This is a genomic window from Peptoniphilus raoultii, from assembly GCF_900099555.1.
GTDB lineage: Bacteria > Bacillota > Clostridia > Tissierellales > Peptoniphilaceae > Peptoniphilus_A > Peptoniphilus_A raoultii.
Genome location: NZ_FMWM01000002.1, coordinates 1,334,943 through 1,351,928 on the forward strand (window position 1 = coordinate 1,334,943; position 16,986 = coordinate 1,351,928).

Sequence of the window (16,986 nt, forward strand, 5' to 3'; positions counted from 1 at the left end):
TTATTCAATATTTTCAAACTGATCAAATTCTTCTAAATTTGGAAGCTCACTTAAATCTTTTATGCCAAATTTTTTTAAGAAATAATCTGTTGTCTTATAAAGTTTTGGGTGACCAATCCTATCTAAAATACCTGAAATTTCAATTAAATTTAAATCCATTAGAGCCTTTATAGTTGAATCGCAGTTTACTCCTCTTAAATCTTCAATTTCTATTTTTGTTACGGGCTGTTTATAGGCAATAATTGAAAGGGTCTCAAGAGATGGTCTTGAAATATTTTTTTTATTTTTTTCTTCCACAAATTCTTTAATAAATTCATAATTTTCAGGTTTTGTGGAAAGCTGATAAGAACCCTTGGTTTCAACTAGTCTTATGCCCCTAGAATCTTCCTCATATTCTCTTTTCATCTCTTCTAAAATTTCTTTTAGGACTTCATCTTCTAAGTCAAGAGTTTTTTTTATATCCTTAAAGGAAACTGAATCTCCCCAAAGAAATAAAAGGGATTCAATAATTGATTTTATTTTATCTCTATTCATCTTTTATCCTTGATTCAATTAAAATATCTGAAAAGTCATTTTTTTGCCTCGCCTTAATTATCTCCATCTTTATAAGTTCAAGCATGGCAAGAAAAAAAGTAATAACTTCTGCCTTCCTATAATCCTCTTCCAAAAGTTCCGTAAAATAAAAAGAAGTATTCTTTAAAGAATTTTCCCTTAAAAGGCCTTGAGCTTCCTCCACAGAAAAGCTTTCCCTAATAATATTTAAGGATGGATCATCCTTTTCCCTTGCTAAAATATTTATAAAGGCCTTGGAAAGATCATCTAAACTTAAGTCATCAATTAAATCTAGGGACCTGCAAAAGTCAATTTCTGTTCTTAGCCTATAGATGGCTTTTTTTTCATACTCTTCACTTTGTCTTAAAATTTCGGAAATATTTTTAAATTTCTGATATTCCAAAAGTTTTTCCACAAGTTCTTTTCTTGGGTCCTCTTCTTCCGCTTCCTCATCTTCATTAAGAACTTTAACTTTTGGCAAAAGCATTTTTGATTTTATTTCTAATAAAGTTGATGCCATTACTAAAAAATCGCTTGTTAATTCCAAATTTATTTTTTTTGCATTTTCAATGTATTCTAAAAACTGATTTGTAATTTCAAAAATTGGTATATCATAAATGTCAATTTCAGCTTTTTTTATTAAATCAAGGAGAAGGTCCATGGGACCTTCAAATCTTTCTAAAACTATATTATATTCCATATATAGATTCCTATTTGCAAAATACCCTGCATCATAACATTAATAATTGGAGCAATATATCTGGAAACTTGACCTGTTACAAGTAAAATAACAAGAACTATATAAAAATATCTTTCATATTTGTAGAAATAGTATTCATATTTGGCTGGTAAAAAAGTGGCAAGAACCTTTGAACCATCAAGTGGTGGAAGAGGAACTAAATTAAATACACCAAGCATAATTGAATACCAAAAAATACTTTCAATTATTGGAGTAATCTTCCATAAATTATAATAAGCAGGCACAAGCAAAATCCCTGCCACAAGGCCCATTATAAAATTAACTGTAACTCCAGCTATGGAAACTAAAAAAGAGGATAGCTTCCTATTCTTTGTGAAATTAGCTGGATTTATAGGAACGGCCTTTGCCCAACCAAATCTTAAAATAACCATACAAAGTAGGCCAATGGGATCAATGTGATTTAAAGGGTTTAGAGAAAGCCTTCCGTCTTCTTTTGCAGTTGTATCTCCACACCAATATGCCACATAACCATGGGCAATTTCGTGGGGAATAATTACAATTAATAGAGCAATTATATTAATTACTAAAGATTTTATATCTAAATTTGCCATTAAATATTTTCTATAACTCCCTTTACAAGTTTTTGAAATTTACCTTCAATTAATTTTCCGCTTTCCATTACTTCCTTATGGTCAAGGGGTTTATCTAAGATTCCTGCTGCCATATTTGTAATAGCTGAAATTCCCAAAACTTCAAGGCCCCTATGTCTTGCAACAATAACTTCAGGAACAGTTGACATCCCAACAGCATCTGCTCCTAAAATTCCTGCCATTTTTACTTCTGCAGGCGTTTCATAAGTTGGACCTGTAAAATAAAAATATACTCCCTTTTGAAGATTTATATTTAATTTTTCTCCCACTTCTTCAGCTTTTTTTATTAATTCTTTTGAATAGCTATAGGTCATATCAGGAAATCTTGGTCCAATTTCCTCATCATTTGGCCCTATTAGTGGATTTATTTGGGCAAAGTTAACATGATCTCTTATAATCATTAAATCTCCCGCCTTAAAGTCTTTATTAACTCCCCCTGCTGCATTTGTTACAATTAATTTTTTTATTTTTAAGGCACATAAAACTTTAATTGGAAAGACGCTAGCTTCTATTCCCTTACCTTCATAATAATGAATCCTTCCCTTCATGGCCACAAGATATTTTCCTGCAATTTTTCCAAAAATTAATTTTCCGTCATGGCCTTTCACTGTTGAGCTCTGGAAATTCGGAATATCTCCATACGGGATTTCAATTTTTTCTTCAATTACTTCTGCAAAATTTCCAAGACCTGACCCTAAAATTATTCCTATTTCAGGAACATTTTTAATTTTTTCTTCAAGGTGTTTTACCGCTTCAATAACTTTATTTTCCACTTCTATTTTTTATCCTTTCATATAACAATATACCGCTAATTGTTTTGGCATCAATAATATCTCCAAGGTCAATAAGTTCAAGGGCCCTTTCAAGAGACACCTCTTCAAAACTAATATCTTCAAATTCGTCTAAGTTTTGCTCTCTTTTTTCCAAATCACGAGCCATAAAAAAATAGACCTTTTCATTTGAAAAACCAGGTGAAGTATAAAATTCACTAACATATTCACATTTATGAGGATAAAATCCTGTTTCTTCACAAGTTTCTCTTATGGCTGCACTTTTTGGTTCCTCATCAATTTCTATAAAGCCGGCAGGAAGTTCAATAAGTTCTCTGTCAACGGCCTTTCTATATTGTTTAACTAGCAAAATATTTCCTTCATCAGTTATGGCTATAACACATACAACAGGAGGGTGTTCAATAATCTCTCTCTTAGTATATTTTTTACCTTCCATTTCAACTGTATCTACTTTTAAAGTTAAAATTCTTCCCTCATAAATTTTGTCAGACTTCATAGTCCTTTCAATCTGTGACATTTTTATTCACCCCAATCATTTCTTTGGCTGCATCAAGAGTTGCACCACCAATATTATCGCCCGCTATTAACTTTGCTAATTCCACAACTTTTTCGTCTATTGATAATTTTTTAATTTTTGATCTTGTTTTATTATCTACAACTTCCTTTTCAATTATGAAATGGCAGTCTGAAAGGGCGACAATTTGAGGAAGGTGTGAAATTACAATTATCTGCCTATCCTTAGCAAGCCTTTTAATTTTATTACCCACAATTTGTGCTGTCTTTCCACTAATGCCTGCATCAATTTCATCAAATATAAGAGTTGGTATATTATCCTTACTTGCAATAATACTTTTGAAGGCAAGCATTATTCTTGACATTTCCCCTCCTGATGCAATTTTTGCAAGGGGAGCAAAGGCCTGGCCCAAATTTGATGAAATCATAAATTCTACATGATCAAAACCGTCAAAAGAAAGGTCTTTCTTTTTAAAGTCAATCCTAAAAGCCGCATTTTTAATATTTAATTCCTTTATTTCTTCGTTTAATTTTTCTGTCAAACTTTCTGCAAATTTTTTTCTATTTTCAGAAATTTTTTCAGAAATTTTTTGAGCCAAACTTTCCTTTTCATCTATTTCTTTTTTTAAATTTATTAAATATTTTTCAGAATTTACTAAAAAATCAAGCCTTTGCTGAGAATTTTCTAAAAATAAATTTATTTCATTAAGATTTTTTCCATATTTTGATTTAAGACTGTTCACCAGATTAAGCCTATCCCTTAAAAATCCAAGCCTTTCTCCATCTATTTCAAGACTGTTGTTATAGGACTCAAGCTCTCCAGTCAAATCCTTTAGCCTATATTTTATATCTTCAAGTTCTTCTTCATAAACCTTTAATTCTCCATCAAATTTTATTACATCAGAAATTTCGCCTATAGCCTTATCTATTCCGTCTTCAACATTAAAGTCAGAATAGGAAGATTTTAAAATTTCTAAGGCCCTTGCTAGGGAAGAAATTGTATTAGTTTTATTATCTTCTTTTAAAAAATCTTCTTCCAAATTTTCTTCATCATAATCAGTAAGCTCTGCCTTTTCAATCTCATCAATCTGATAATTTAAAAGGTCAATTTCACGATTTTTATTTTGTGAATCCCTATTATTTTTTTCATAATCACTTTTTAAAAGATTTATTTCTTCTACCAGGGATTTTAATTTAATTAAATTTTCCCTATGGCTCTTGTCACCAAAGGAATCTAAAAGCCTTTTTTGGCTTTCATTTCTCATTAAATCCATGGACTCATGCTGAGCAAATATATCTATTAAATAGGGCCTAATTTTATTTAGGGACTGAGCAGTTACTGCCTTTGAATTAATTCTAGTAATTGCCGGCCCCTTTGTTTTTATGTCCTTTGAAATAATTATAGGATCAGAAATTTCAAGGCCCATTCCCTTTAAAAGATTAAATAAATTTTCATCATTGGAAGAAAAAATTCCCTCAATATGACAAAAATCCTTTCCCGTATTAATAACATCTTTGCTAGCCCTATCTCCTAAGAGCATACCAAGGCCATCAATAATTATGGACTTACCGCTACCTGTTTCCCCAGTTATAACATTAAGTCCTCCTTCAAATTCAATATTCATATTTTCTATAATAGCGAAATTTTCAATATTTAATTCAAGTAACATTTTGCACCTTATTTTTTTAAATTATCCTTGGCTTCTAGGGCAATTTTTTTAAGGTCAAAGTCCCTAGAAATATTTGCATTGGTATCCATATAAATTAAAAATTCAATATTTCCCTTTGTTCCCTTAATTGGTGAATAGGTAATATCTTTAACAAATAGATTTAAGGACCCTGCCAGATTTAAAATTTTTTCCAAAACTTCAACGTGAACTTTTGTATCTTTAACTATTCCGCCCTTGCCAACTTTATCTTTTCCAGCTTCAAATTGGGGTTTAATTAAGGCAACTATTTGTAAATTATCTCCTCCAAAAGTCACTGCCTTTGGGATGACAAGTTCAAGAGAAATAAAAGAAACGTCAATTGAAATAAAATCAATTTCATCTTCTATTAAATTATCATCTAAATATCTTATATTTTGCCTTTCCAAGACAATAACTCTTGAATCTTTTCTAATTCTATAGTCAAGCTGATTATATCCAACATCTACTGCATAGACTTTTTTTGCACCATATTTTAGCATACAATCTGTAAACCCACCTGTTGAAGCACCAATATCCATGCAAATTTTACCCTCAAGTGATAGCTTATAATCTTCTAAAATTTTTTTTAATTTATAGCCGCCCCTTGAAACAAATTCAAGGTCCTTTCCCTTGACCTTAATTTCTTCATCTTCGTCAATTAATTCTCCAGCTTTTTCTATTCTGCCACTTTTTGTAAAGGCCCTGCCTTCCATAATTATTATTTTTGCCTTTTCTCTTGATTCGGCAAGCCCTCTATTATGAATTAATATGTCAGCCCTAAGCTTTGTCATTAAAAATTCCTCTTAATTAAGGAGAAACAAAAATTTTTAAGATCATCTGATTTTGTTTCCATTTCTCCTAAAATGCTAGCTGCCTTTGATGAAAGTTTTTCTATTTCCTCTCTTACTTCTTCTTCAGTCATAAACATTAGGATATTGACTTCATCCTTATTTGAATCTCCTATACAGTCTATTAAATCATCTTCATATTGGTAGGATAAACCAATGCAAGAACCAAATTCTTTTAATTTTGTAAGAGCTTGTGAGTCGCAACCTGCCAAAACTCCGCCAATAACAATTGATGCCTTAATTAAAGCTCCCGTTTTTAGATTATACATATTTTCACACAAATCTTTTGTATAATTTTCAGCTAGAAGCTCAATATCAAGAAGCTGGCCTCCAATCATTCCTGATGCACCTGTTGAAGTATATAAATATTTTGAGGCCCTTATAGCTTTTTTAAGGTCCTCAATATCCTCAAGTCCTTCCATATACTTATTAATAATTTCCATGGACATATTTAAAAGACAGTCACCAGCGAGAATAGCACAGGCATCGTTAAATACCTTATGGTTTGTAGGCTTGCCCCTTCTTAAGTCATCATTATCCATAGCCGGCAAATCATCGTGAATTAATGAATATGTATGGATCATTTCAATAGCAACAGCAAAGGGCATAATACTCTCTAAACTTTCATCATTAGAAAATTCCCTATAAGTCAAAAGGGCAAGAAGGGGTCTTATTCTTTTGCCACCTGAAAATAGGGAGTATCTCATAGATTCGTAAAGTTTTTCTAAATTTTCGTCCACATAAGTAAAGATGTTACTTAAATATGAATCAAATTTGTTTATTAAATCTTCGTAATCTTTCATTTATTTTCCTCTAAAATATCTCTATTTTCTTTGACAATTGTTTTAACCCTTGCTTCGTATTCATTTAAAGTATTATCTAAATATCTATATAATTTTATGGCTTTTTCGTATTTATTTATAGATTCTTCAAGACTGATGTCCTTTGATTCCAGCTCACTTATTATAGATTCAAGTTCTTTTAGGGAACTTTCATAATCATTATTCATAGCTTTTCTCCTCAATTTCCTTAATGTTAGCCTTGGCTATTGCATTTTTAAAAATTAAATCTATATTATCACCAGGCAAGATTTGGGAAATATCCTTCAAAATTTCACCATTTTGAAGCCTGATGTCAATTTTATTTATATTTTGGAATAAATCCTTTAACTTATAATTCAGCATTTGCAAATTTCCCCTTATATCTTTTAGGGAATTTATAAAATCTTTATCTCCAATCTTTTTAAGCCTTGAAAGATTTTCCCTTTCTTCATAAAGTTTTTTAAAAAAATCCTTCTTAACAAGATTATCCTTAAAAGTTTCAACTTCCCTTGCTCTTATGTTCAGGGAAAGATTCGGATTATAACTTTTAAGCCTTCTCCCTAAAATATTTTGAATAGATTTATAAGATAAATAATTTTTCCTAATATTATAATTTAAGTATTTAAGATAATATTTTAAATCCTTATGCCTTAGGTAAAAATCATTGGTCATAAGATATTCAAGCTTTGTCTTAATACCATATAAGACAGTTTTTTTATAACTTATATCCCTAATTTTACCCCTTAGTTTTTCTCCCAATATATTTATTTTATGTCTATTAACATTAATAATTCTAGCTATTAAAACTTCTCCCCTATAAGATAGGTCTTTAAGATTTTTCTTTTCTCCTAAAATTTTATTAGCTGGTGTAAAAAAATTTATATAGGCCCTAAAGGACCTTAGGTTTTTCTCCCTATCTTCTAAGCCCCTATCCATAAAAAGATTAAGCCTAATAAAAAGGTCCCTTAAATTCTTTTCTAGGTCAACCTTTGAAACTGTAGCAATTTCAGCTGCCTTTGTAGGGGTGGCAGCTCTTTTATCACTTACAAAATCTGAAATGGAAAAATCCACTTCATGACCAACAGCAGAGATTATTGGGATATTACTTGCATAAATTGCCCTTGCAAGTTTTTCATCATTAAAAGCAAATAGGTCTTCAAAAGATCCTCCTCCCCTACCTAAAATTATTAGGTCGCAGGACCTCTCTCTATTAAAGTATTCAATCCCTGAAATTAAATCACTTGGTGCTTCTGGCCCCTGAACAAGTGATGGATAAATTATAATATCCACAAGACTATTTCTAAGCCTTAGCATATTTACCATATCTTTTACTGCGGCCCCACTTGAAGAGGTTATAATCCCAATTGTCCTGGGAAAATAGGGTATGGCTTTTTTATGGTCCTGGTCAAAGAGCCCTTCCTTGTCAAGCTTTTCCCTAAGTTTTAAAAACTTTTCATATAAATTCCCGCTTGCTGATGAAATAATTTCAGAAATATAAAAATTTGCCTGACCATCTTTCTCATAATAAGATACATTGCCCTTGGCAACAATTTTTAAGCCGTCTTCAAGTTTAAAGGAAAGATTTTCTGCCTCCTTATAAAAAACTATAGCATTTATTCGGGAGGATTCATCCTTTAGGGAAAAATAAAAGTTCCCATTTTGGTGACTTTTAAAATTTGAAATTTCACCCTCAACTGTAACATTCGAAAGAAGATAGTCCATTGATATAATTTTTTTAATATATGAATTTAATTGGCTTACTCTAATTGCTTTCATCTTTTAGTTTCTTAAAAATAGATGCCAAAATTCCGTTGACAAATTTTGGTGAGTCATTTGTAGAAAATTTTTTAGCTATGGCTACTGCTTCATTTATAGAGACCTCATTTGGTATGTCATCCCTATATAAAAATTCATAGACAGCTATTCTTAAAATCTCCCTATCAACTTTTGCCAGCCTTTCTAAAGTCCAGCCCTCTAAATTTTCAGAAAGAATTTTATCTATATCCCCTAATTTACTAAGTAAATCTTCAGTCAAATCCTTAATATAAGACTTTTCATCTTCTAAAAAATCATAGGATTCTAAAAATTCATGAATATTTTTGGCATCAAATTCCTTATTTATTTCCATGGAATAAAGAAGCTGCATTGCTCCAATTCTAGCTTTCTTCCTACTCATTTTATGCTCTTAATTTATCCTCTTTTGGGGTTACAATTCCTGTTACATGACAATTAATTTCCACAACACTTAGGTCTGTCATATTTTCAATAGCTTCCTTGGCAACTTCTTGGACTTCCTTACATATGTCTATAATTTTTCTTCCATATTCAACACTTATATATAAGTCAACAATAGCTTCCCTTTCTCCAACATTAACTTTAGCTCCTCTTGAAGGATTTTTTGCAGAAAAAATATCAGTTACTTGTGTCTTTAAATTTATGGGGGCTTTTGCCACACCTTCAACTTGTTCACAAGCCACTTGTGCTATGGTTGCAATAACATCATTTGAAATTTTTACACTTGATTCTGTATTGCTATCATTAATTAAATAATCATTATCCATAGTAACACCTCCATTTTTTTATTATAACAAAAAAGCCTTTTAATATCAATTTTAGGGCTTGGGATTAAAAAGATTGGATATTTTCTTGCAATTTTTGTCAGTAAAAAAACGGCCCTTAAATAAGAGCCATAATATATTATTCAAAAACCATAAGAACAGTATTTAATTTTCTGCCAGGACTTGTATAAGTTTTTCCATTAAAATACATGGCAGGAGATGCACCACCATCTAAATTAGTTGCAGCTTTGGGATTATATCTATTTATCATTGATGAAAAACTTTCATTGCCAATTAAGCCATCATTTGCCTTCACTACCGAATATTTAATATTTGCCGCATTTGGAATTGTAAGAACCTTAAGTGAAAGTCCAGCAGCCTTTTTATTTTCAAAAGAAATTTTTTCATTTTCACCGGATTGGTTTGCTAAGTTTCCAAAAGTCTCCTCTTCCTTTGTAGTCTTTTCCTCTTTTCCAGACTTTTCCTCAACATAGGCTTTTGATGTATCAATTATAATTGAATTTTCCCCTTGGTCATAGCCAACATAAAAACCGATGGCTTTTCCCAAATCTCTTAGCTTAAAAAAGTTATTAACTCCTATTAAATAAGCCTTAGTATTTATTTTTTCTCCATCAAGAAGAATTTTTTACCTGACTCTATATATGCCTTATTATAACCAAGATTTTTTAGGTCATCTTCACTTTTTTTATAACTTTCATTTTTTTTGATCAAAACACTCGCTGAGCCTTCGTCAAAGGCAATATTAAAAGTACAGGCCTTGCCATCTAAAATTGCTGCCAAATCTCTTAACTTAAAATAATTATTGCCATTTATATTGTAGGCAGCCATTGAAACATTTTCTCCATCAAGCTTAATTTTTTGGCTTGATACCTTAGCAAGATTTTCTCCAAAAACATTTGCTGAAAATAAAACTACGGATAAGAAAATCAAAAGCGTTAGATATTTTTTAAAAATTTTTCTAATAAAAATCTCCATTTCTATTTATTCAATTATACCATAGAACAAATAAATAAAAACTTATAAATTTATAAAAAAAGGACGTCCCTGCTTCTCGATCAAAGCAATAGACGGTCCCTAATAATTATTTTTTTAGAAATCTTATAAGACAATACATAATCTTAAAAGATTACTCACCTGTGTCAAGATTATTCCATCCATAACGTATAATTGAAATAATCATAGAAAGTTCTGAAACTATTTCGTCTAAAATTCCAGCCCATGAACCCACAATAACATTATGAATTATCCAAAGGGGAGAATTTATAAAAATCCCCACTAATCTTATTTTTTTGCCACTATAGCTAAAACCACCAATTGTTGCTGCAATATTTGCCGTAATTGGAAGTAGCGAAATCCATCCCGACCAAGTTAAAAACAAGGTAACAATTTGAAGAAAACATATAAAAATACACATAGTCCAAGACCTTAAAAATTTATTTTGGCTTCCTAGGCAAAAGGACCTAAGGGTATTAATTAAATAAGAAATACCTCCAGTTGTCGCCCCAAGAAAAATTAAATGAACTGTATAGAGAAGATAAGATAAAAACTGTACCCTAAAAAGATTTTTATTTGACTTACATTGAAATGACACAAAAAATAACGCAGTTCCTATAAATCCTATTATTTGTATCAATAAATTATTAGTCATAATTCCTCCTATTAGGGTACAAAATTAATTTATATTTAATTAAAATTTAAATTTTTCTGGAAGAGCACTTAAATATTCGTCAGGGCTCTGTCTAATATAGTCCGGATTTTTAAAAAAGTCCTTTGTCATTATTATAACAATTTTACTAAGCATTGCAAGACCAATTAAGTTTGGTATTGCCATAAGGCCGTTTAAGGTATCTGAAATATTCCACACTAATTGTAAAGATCCAGTTGCTCCAACATAACAAGCTAAAACATACAAATACTTATAAAAAGATCCGATTTTTTCTCCAACTAAAAAGCTGAAACATTTTTCTCCATAATAGGCCCAGCCCAAAACTGTTGAAAAAGCAAAAAATAAAAGTCCAATAGCAACTATATATCTTCCACCAGAAAAGGCACTGTCAAAAGCAGCTACTGTAAGGTCAGCACCTTCAAGTCCACTATTCCATAGACCTGATGTTAAAATTGTAAGGGCAGTAATTGAACATACCACAATTGTATCTGTAAAAACTTCAAATATCCCCCAAAGCCCTTGTCTAACAGGGTGGTCTGTATTAGATGCAGCGTGAGCAATAGGTGCTGAACCAAGACCTGCTTCATTTGTAAATACACCTCTTGCAATCCCCATCTTCATTGTTAATTTAAGTGAAACACCAACTGCTCCGCCAAAGGCAGCCTTTGGATTAAAAGCAGATGAAAAAATTAAGGCAAAAGCACCAGGGATTTTACCTGCATTTATTACTAAAATTATTAATCCACCTAAGATATAAAATAATGACATAAAGGGCACAATCTTTTCAGTAACTTGACCAATTCTCTTAACGCCGCCAATAACAACTATACCTGTCATAAGAATTAATATAACCCCAGTTATTTTTTGGTCAATATTAAAATTTGTATTTAAGGTTTGAGAAATGGCATTTGACTGAGTCATATTTCCAATTCCAAAGGAAGCAAAAGCACCAAAGAATGCAAACATATAGGCAAGCCAGTTTAATTTTAAACCGTTTTTAATATAATACATAGGACCGCCAATATATTCGCCCTTAGAATTTCTTTCCCTATAAGTTACCGCAAGGACAACTTCTGAAAATTTTGTACACATACCAAATATTGCAGAAAGCCACATCCAAAAAACAGCACCTGGTCCACCAGTTGCAATTGCTAAGGCAACCCCAGCAATATTTCCTGTGCCAACAGTTGCAGCTAAGGCTGTAGAAACTGCTTGAAAGGCAGTAAGCTCACCTTCCTTGGCTGAAGAATCCTTTTTAAAAACTTTAAATAAAGTGTTCTTCATAGTGTAGGCAAATTCTCTCACCTGTAAAAATTTGAGTTCAAAAGTTAGATAAATTCCGCAGCCGACTAAGAAAAATAACATAGGCCAGCCCCAAACAATACCGTTAATAAAACTATTTACTTCTTTGATCATAATTACTCCCCCCTTAAGAAATAATTTAATGGTTTATTAGATTAATATTCTTTTTATTAGTATAGATTTTATTTTTCCAAAAATCAAGCTTTTTTATCTATATTTTTTAATAATTTTAGATATTATTTATAATTAATATATACTAATTAGAATATATTTTAGATTAGTATAACATAATTAGTCTATAATATAAAAGGAAAATAAATAATATAACTTTAACTTTTTTATTTTTTAAATTTAAATATATCTAACCTTTAAAATTAAGTTATAATATTTTTTTAATGAATAAGGCAGCCACGAAAGCTGCCTAAAATAATTTATTATTCTATATTTTTTTATGAAGTCTTAAAAACTCAATAAGCATTTTTGTCCTATATTTCCCTAAAGATTTTCTGTCATTTCCAATTTCTTTATTTCTATCCTTTAATTCTTGGGCTGTTAACTTTCCTATTTCCTCTGGACTTATAGGAAGTTTATTCCAATCAGCTAAATCTTCTAGCCAAAGTTCCATTGAAGAACCAATATTTTTCATAAATCCTTCTATGCCTTCGCTTCCCCCACCAAGTTCAAGAATCAATGATGGACCCATTATTCCCCAACGGATTCCCGGCCCAAAGGTAACAGCCTTATCTGCATCTTCCATTGATACAACCCCATTAATAACTAGATTTAAAACTTCCCTAAAAACTGCCGCCTGGATTCTATTTCCAACAAAACCAAAGACTTCTTTTTCTAAAATTATGGGAGTCTTATTAATTTTTTCAAAAAGTTCCTTGGCAATACAAAGATATTTATCTTCAGTTTTTTCACCTTTACATAGTTCAATTAGTGGAATTAAATGCGGTGGATTCCAAGGATGAGCCACAAAAAATCTTTCCGGATACTTCATATCACGTGAAATTTCACTAGCCTTTAATCCAGAAGTTGAAGAACCAATAGGAATTTCAGAAGATACAATTTTTTCAACATCTGCTAAAACTTTTCTCTTAATATCATAATCTTCCTTTAAAGATTCTTGAATATAATCTGAATCTTTTATTGCTTCATACAAATCATTTGTATAAGAAATTCTATTTAAAATTTCATATTTATCATCTTCTTTTTTAACACTATATTTTATTAACTCATCTAAAGAATTTTCAATAATCTCCTTTGAAGCCTCAAGAGTTTTTTTACTTCTAGTGTAGATATGTGCATTAAGTCCACCAAGGGAAAAGGCAAGGGCAAAACTTGCACCAATAAGGCCTCCCCCAACAAGACCAATGTGCTTTATATTTTTAACTTCCATACTTCCCTCCTTTAAAATTATTATAAATCAATAATATAAAATTGGAACTATAAAGCCTAGTAATTTTTTCAAGCAAAACAGCCAGCATCTTATAAATAGGGACAGTCCACAATGAACAGTCCCTGCTTTTTTATTACTATTTTTTTTATTGGAGGGCTGTCTTTAATGAATGAGCGTTAGCGAATGAATCTAAGGCTGTCCTCCTTGTTTTATTTAAGACAGTCCTCCAAATATATAACGTCCATTAAATATAAACCGGAAGCTGGGGCTGTTGGCCCTGCCACGGCTCTTTTTTTTGAATTTAAAAGCTCCTCCATATATGATGGTTCAAATTTCCCTCTAGCAATTTCTAAGGCCGTTCCCATAATTATTCTTATCATATTTTTCAAAAAAGACTTACCATAGAAATCAAAATATATAAATTCTCCATCTTTTTTTATGTCAATGGAATAAATATTTCTAATTGTATCTTTTACTACTGCATCTCGTCCCATAAAGGCATTAAAATCATGCTCTCCTATTAGGCATTCAAAGGATTTTTCCATGGCATGTAAATTCAATTTAAAGGGAAATTGGTAGGCCCTATTATAATAAAGAGCGTTTCTATAAATTGAGTTATATAGTATATAACGGTATTTTTTTGCTTTAGCAGAAAATCTTGCATGAAAATTCTCATCTACTATCTGAGCTTTCACAACTGAAATGTCAGAAGGCAAATGAAAATTTATAACTCTTGGCAAATTTCCTATATTTATTGTGGTATCTGCAAAAAAATTGGCATATTGTCCAAGGGCATGTACTCCTCTGTCAGTCCTGCCTGCAGAATAGATTTTCGTCTTTTTCTTTAGGGTATTTGAAATGGCCTTTGTCAATTCTAGTTCCACTGTCTTTAAATTTTTTTGCATTTGATAGCCATGATATGCTGTTCCATCATAGGTTATTTTTATTAAAATATTCATATTAGGGACCATGCAATTAAAAGTCCAAAGAAAATTACATTTCCTATAAAAATTACATAGTCAGATGAATCTAAGACCAAAACTTTAAGTTTTGTTCTGCCAACTCCTCCCCTATAGCATCTTGCTTCCATGGCTGTTGCCAGTTCATCTGCTCTTCTGAAGGAGTTAATGAAAAGGGGGACTAATAGTGGCACTAAATTTTTTGCCCTTGAAAATAAGTTTCCTGATTCAAAATCTGCCCCCCTTGCCATTTGAGCTTTCATTATTTTATCTGTTTCTTCTATAAGAGTTGGGATAAATCTTAGGGCAATTGTCATCATCATGGCAATTTCATGACTTGGCATACCAAATTTTTTAAAGGGTGAAAGTAGGCTTTCGATTCCATCTGTAAGTTCTATTGGTGAAGTTGTATAAGTTAATAAGCTTGTTCCCAAAACTAAAAATATAAGTCTTATTGCCATTAAAAGTGCTTGTCTTAGACCTTCTTTTGTAATTGTAAATATCCAAAATTTAAAAAGCATCTCGCCAGGCAAAAAGAATACATTAATAACAAAAGTGATTAATATTATCCATCTTAGAGGTCTTAGTCCCCTTAAAACTATTTTTAAAGGCAGCTTTGCCAGCTGAATTATAAGTAGTAAATAAGCTACAACTAAGGCATAAGGTGGAAAAGTTTTTATGAAAAAAAGTGTTACTATGAAAAAAATCATAGTAATTATTTTTAGTCTGGGGTCAAATTTATGAACAATAGATTCGCCTGGAAAGTATTGACCGATTGTAATATCCTTAAACATTTCTACTCCTTAAAAATTCCTCTAAAAAATTTTTTGCTTCTTTTACTGTAATGCAGTCTGTATTGACATCAAATCCCCTTGCCTTTAAGGAATTCATAAAAGATTTTATTTGAGGAACTCCAAGGCCTGCATTTTTCAATTCTTCTTCCCTTGCAAAAATTTTTCTTGGCTTATCATCCATTAAGACTTTTCCCTTGTCCATAACAATAAGTCTTGTTGCAATTTTTGCCACATCTTCCATGGAATGGGAAACTAAAATTATGGTTATTTCCCTGCTTTCATGGATGGTTTTTATTTCACTTAAAATTTCGTCACGACCTCTTGGGTCAAGGCCTGCTGTTGGTTCGTCTAAAATTAATACTTCTGGTTCCATGGAAAGAACTCCGGCAATGGCAACTCTCCTTTTAAGACCTCCTGAAAGTTCAAAGGGTGATCTGTTTTTATATTTTTCATAATCAAGGCCCACAGCTTCCATGGCTTTTCTCACACGGTTATTAACTTCCTTTTCATCAAGGCCTAAATTTTTTGGACCAAATTCAATATCTTTAACAACAGTTTCTTCAAAAAGTTGGTATTCTGGATATTGAAAAACAAGGCCTATTCTTCTTCTTAATTCAGTTAAATTTTGGGACTTACTTGTAATTGAAATGTCACCAACTTTAATAAAGCCGCCACTTGGGAGAAGAAGACCGTTTAAGTGCTGAATTAAAGTTGATTTTCCACTGCCTGTGTGACCAATAAGTCCAATAAATTCCCCAAGCTCTATATCTAAATTAATATTTTCAATTGCCAATCTCTCAAAGGGCGTATTGGGAGAATATATGTGTTTTAAATTTCTTACTTCAATAAATGACATATCTCTTCTACTAACTCCTCAATACTTAAAATTTCATTATTTATTTTAATTCCATCCTTATTTAAATCATAGGCAAGTTCTGTAACCTGCGGAACATCTAGGCCGATATTTTTAATTTCCTCTACATGAGAAAAAACTTTTTTCGGCTCTCCTTCTAAAATTATATTGCCTTCTTCCATTACAACAATTCTATCAGCAAGGGCAGCTTCATCCATATAATGGGTGATTAAAATTATGGTCTTGCCCTGGTCTTTATTAAGTTTAATGACTGTATCCATAACTTCTTTTCTACCACTGGGATCAAGCATTGCTGTTGGTTCATCTAAAATAATATAGGTGGGACTCATGGCAAGAATACCTGCAATGGCAACTCTCTGTTTTTGTCCACCAGACAAAAGGTGGGGTGCGTTTTTTTTGAATTCTGCCATATTAACAGACTTTAAAGACTCATCTACCCTTTTTCTAATTTCAGCTTGGGGCAGACCTAAATTTTCAGGTCCAAAGGCCACATCATCTTCCACAACTGTTGCTACTAATTGATTGTCTGGATTTTGAAAAACCATTCCTGCCCTTGACCTAATATTCCAAACGTCTTTTTCGTCTTTTGTATTGTAACCATCAACAATAACTTCGCCTGACTTTGGTATAAAAAGTGCATTAATAAGTTTTGCAAGTGTTGATTTTCCACTACCGTTATGACCCAAAAGGGCAACAAATTCACCCTCTTTTATATTTAAATTAATTCCGTTAATTACATTTCTCGGATTTTCCTTATTACCTTCGCTATCATAAGAAAAGTATAAATCCTTTATTTCAATCATGGCTTGTCCTTTCCTTTACTCTAAGTTCCTATTATAAAATAAAA

21 protein-coding genes are annotated in these 16,986 nt (G+C 31.5%); all 21 read right to left on the minus strand.

Annotated elements, in window-relative coordinates; all coding sequences use genetic code 11:
* The 21 genes from scpB to BQ4446_RS06610 all read right to left on the minus strand — a co-directional run bounded on the left by scpB (position 1) and on the right by BQ4446_RS06610 (position 16,942).
* Positions 1–534, minus strand: a complete 534-nt coding sequence (scpB, locus tag BQ4446_RS06510) for an SMC-Scp complex subunit ScpB (protein ID WP_071027706.1) — start codon at positions 532–534, stop codon at positions 1–3.
* Positions 527–1,252: a segregation and condensation protein A gene (locus BQ4446_RS06515; RefSeq protein ID WP_071027708.1), complete on the minus strand. Its 726-nt coding sequence runs from the start codon at positions 1,250–1,252 to the stop codon at positions 527–529. The genes scpB and BQ4446_RS06515 overlap by 8 nt, the downstream gene beginning before the upstream one ends.
* Positions 1,237–1,863 carry a site-2 protease family protein gene (locus tag BQ4446_RS06520; protein WP_071027710.1) on the minus strand — a complete coding sequence of 209 codons (627 nt, stop codon included), beginning with the start codon at positions 1,861–1,863 and terminating at the stop codon, positions 1,237–1,239. Before BQ4446_RS06520 ends, BQ4446_RS06515 begins: the two co-directional genes overlap by 16 nt.
* A complete protein-coding gene (locus BQ4446_RS06525) occupies positions 1,863–2,681 on the minus strand; it encodes a purine-nucleoside phosphorylase (RefSeq protein ID WP_374042612.1) in 819 nt (272 codons plus the stop codon). The genes BQ4446_RS06520 and BQ4446_RS06525 overlap by 1 nt, the downstream gene beginning before the upstream one ends.
* Positions 2,665–3,210 carry an NUDIX hydrolase gene (locus BQ4446_RS06530; RefSeq protein ID WP_071027713.1) on the minus strand — a complete coding sequence of 182 codons (546 nt, stop codon included), beginning with the start codon at positions 3,208–3,210 and terminating at the stop codon, positions 2,665–2,667. Before BQ4446_RS06530 ends, BQ4446_RS06525 begins: the two co-directional genes overlap by 17 nt.
* A complete protein-coding gene (recN, locus tag BQ4446_RS06535) occupies positions 3,197–4,876 on the minus strand; it encodes a DNA repair protein RecN (RefSeq protein WP_071027714.1) in 1,680 nt (559 codons plus the stop codon). Before recN ends, BQ4446_RS06530 begins: the two co-directional genes overlap by 14 nt.
* An 8-nt stretch (positions 4,877–4,884) precedes the next feature.
* Positions 4,885–5,685 (minus strand): TlyA family RNA methyltransferase, encoded by an 801-nt coding sequence (locus tag BQ4446_RS06540; RefSeq protein ID WP_071027716.1) that lies wholly within the window; start codon positions 5,683–5,685, stop codon positions 4,885–4,887.
* Positions 5,685–6,545 (minus strand): polyprenyl synthetase family protein, encoded by an 861-nt coding sequence (locus BQ4446_RS06545; RefSeq protein WP_071027718.1) that lies wholly within the window; start codon positions 6,543–6,545, stop codon positions 5,685–5,687. The genes BQ4446_RS06540 and BQ4446_RS06545 overlap by 1 nt, the downstream gene beginning before the upstream one ends.
* On the minus strand, positions 6,542–6,751 hold the full coding sequence (gene xseB / locus BQ4446_RS06550) for an exodeoxyribonuclease VII small subunit (RefSeq protein WP_071027719.1): 210 nt from the start codon (positions 6,749–6,751) through the stop codon (positions 6,542–6,544). The genes BQ4446_RS06545 and xseB overlap by 4 nt, the downstream gene beginning before the upstream one ends.
* The gene (xseA, locus tag BQ4446_RS06555) at positions 6,744–8,339 is read right to left on the minus strand and encodes an exodeoxyribonuclease VII large subunit (RefSeq protein ID WP_071027721.1); all 1,596 of its coding nucleotides are present in this window, start codon (positions 8,337–8,339) and stop codon (positions 6,744–6,746) included. Before xseA ends, xseB begins: the two co-directional genes overlap by 8 nt.
* Entirely contained in the window at positions 8,326–8,739 is a 414-nt protein-coding gene (gene nusB, locus BQ4446_RS06560) for a transcription antitermination factor NusB (protein WP_071027723.1), read from the minus strand. The genes xseA and nusB overlap by 14 nt, the downstream gene beginning before the upstream one ends.
* Before the next feature lies 1 nt (position 8,740).
* Positions 8,741–9,124, minus strand: a complete 384-nt coding sequence (locus BQ4446_RS06565) for an Asp23/Gls24 family envelope stress response protein (RefSeq protein WP_071027726.1) — start codon at positions 9,122–9,124, stop codon at positions 8,741–8,743.
* A gap of 136 nt (positions 9,125–9,260) precedes the next feature.
* Positions 9,261–9,689 carry a hypothetical protein gene (locus tag BQ4446_RS06570; protein WP_071027728.1) on the minus strand — a complete coding sequence of 143 codons (429 nt, stop codon included), beginning with the start codon at positions 9,687–9,689 and terminating at the stop codon, positions 9,261–9,263.
* Positions 9,690–9,739: 50 nt separating this feature from the next.
* Positions 9,740–10,117 carry a hypothetical protein gene (locus tag BQ4446_RS06575; RefSeq protein WP_071027732.1) on the minus strand — a complete coding sequence of 126 codons (378 nt, stop codon included), beginning with the start codon at positions 10,115–10,117 and terminating at the stop codon, positions 9,740–9,742.
* A gap of 151 nt (positions 10,118–10,268) precedes the next feature.
* Positions 10,269–10,790 carry a YgjV family protein gene (locus tag BQ4446_RS06580; protein ID WP_209019097.1) on the minus strand — a complete coding sequence of 174 codons (522 nt, stop codon included), beginning with the start codon at positions 10,788–10,790 and terminating at the stop codon, positions 10,269–10,271.
* 39 nt (positions 10,791–10,829) lie between these two features.
* A complete protein-coding gene (locus BQ4446_RS06585; RefSeq protein ID WP_071027736.1) occupies positions 10,830–12,224 on the minus strand; it encodes an alanine/glycine:cation symporter family protein in 1,395 nt (464 codons plus the stop codon).
* 325 nt (positions 12,225–12,549) lie between these two features.
* Positions 12,550–13,512 carry a 3-hydroxyacyl-CoA dehydrogenase NAD-binding domain-containing protein gene (locus BQ4446_RS06590; protein ID WP_071027738.1) on the minus strand — a complete coding sequence of 321 codons (963 nt, stop codon included), beginning with the start codon at positions 13,510–13,512 and terminating at the stop codon, positions 12,550–12,552.
* 209 nt (positions 13,513–13,721) lie between these two features.
* Positions 13,722–14,471 (minus strand): tRNA pseudouridine(38-40) synthase TruA, encoded by a 750-nt coding sequence (truA, locus tag BQ4446_RS06595; protein ID WP_071028346.1) that lies wholly within the window; start codon positions 14,469–14,471, stop codon positions 13,722–13,724.
* Positions 14,468–15,265, minus strand: a complete 798-nt coding sequence (locus BQ4446_RS06600) for an energy-coupling factor transporter transmembrane component T family protein (RefSeq protein WP_071027741.1) — start codon at positions 15,263–15,265, stop codon at positions 14,468–14,470. Before BQ4446_RS06600 ends, truA begins: the two co-directional genes overlap by 4 nt.
* Complete coding sequence (locus tag BQ4446_RS06605; protein WP_071027744.1) at positions 15,258–16,121, minus strand: energy-coupling factor transporter ATPase; 864 nt, start codon at positions 16,119–16,121, stop codon at positions 15,258–15,260. The genes BQ4446_RS06600 and BQ4446_RS06605 overlap by 8 nt, the downstream gene beginning before the upstream one ends.
* On the minus strand, positions 16,103–16,942 hold the full coding sequence (locus BQ4446_RS06610; RefSeq protein WP_071027746.1) for an energy-coupling factor transporter ATPase: 840 nt from the start codon (positions 16,940–16,942) through the stop codon (positions 16,103–16,105). Before BQ4446_RS06610 ends, BQ4446_RS06605 begins: the two co-directional genes overlap by 19 nt.
* Between the last annotated feature and the right edge of the window lie 44 nt (positions 16,943–16,986).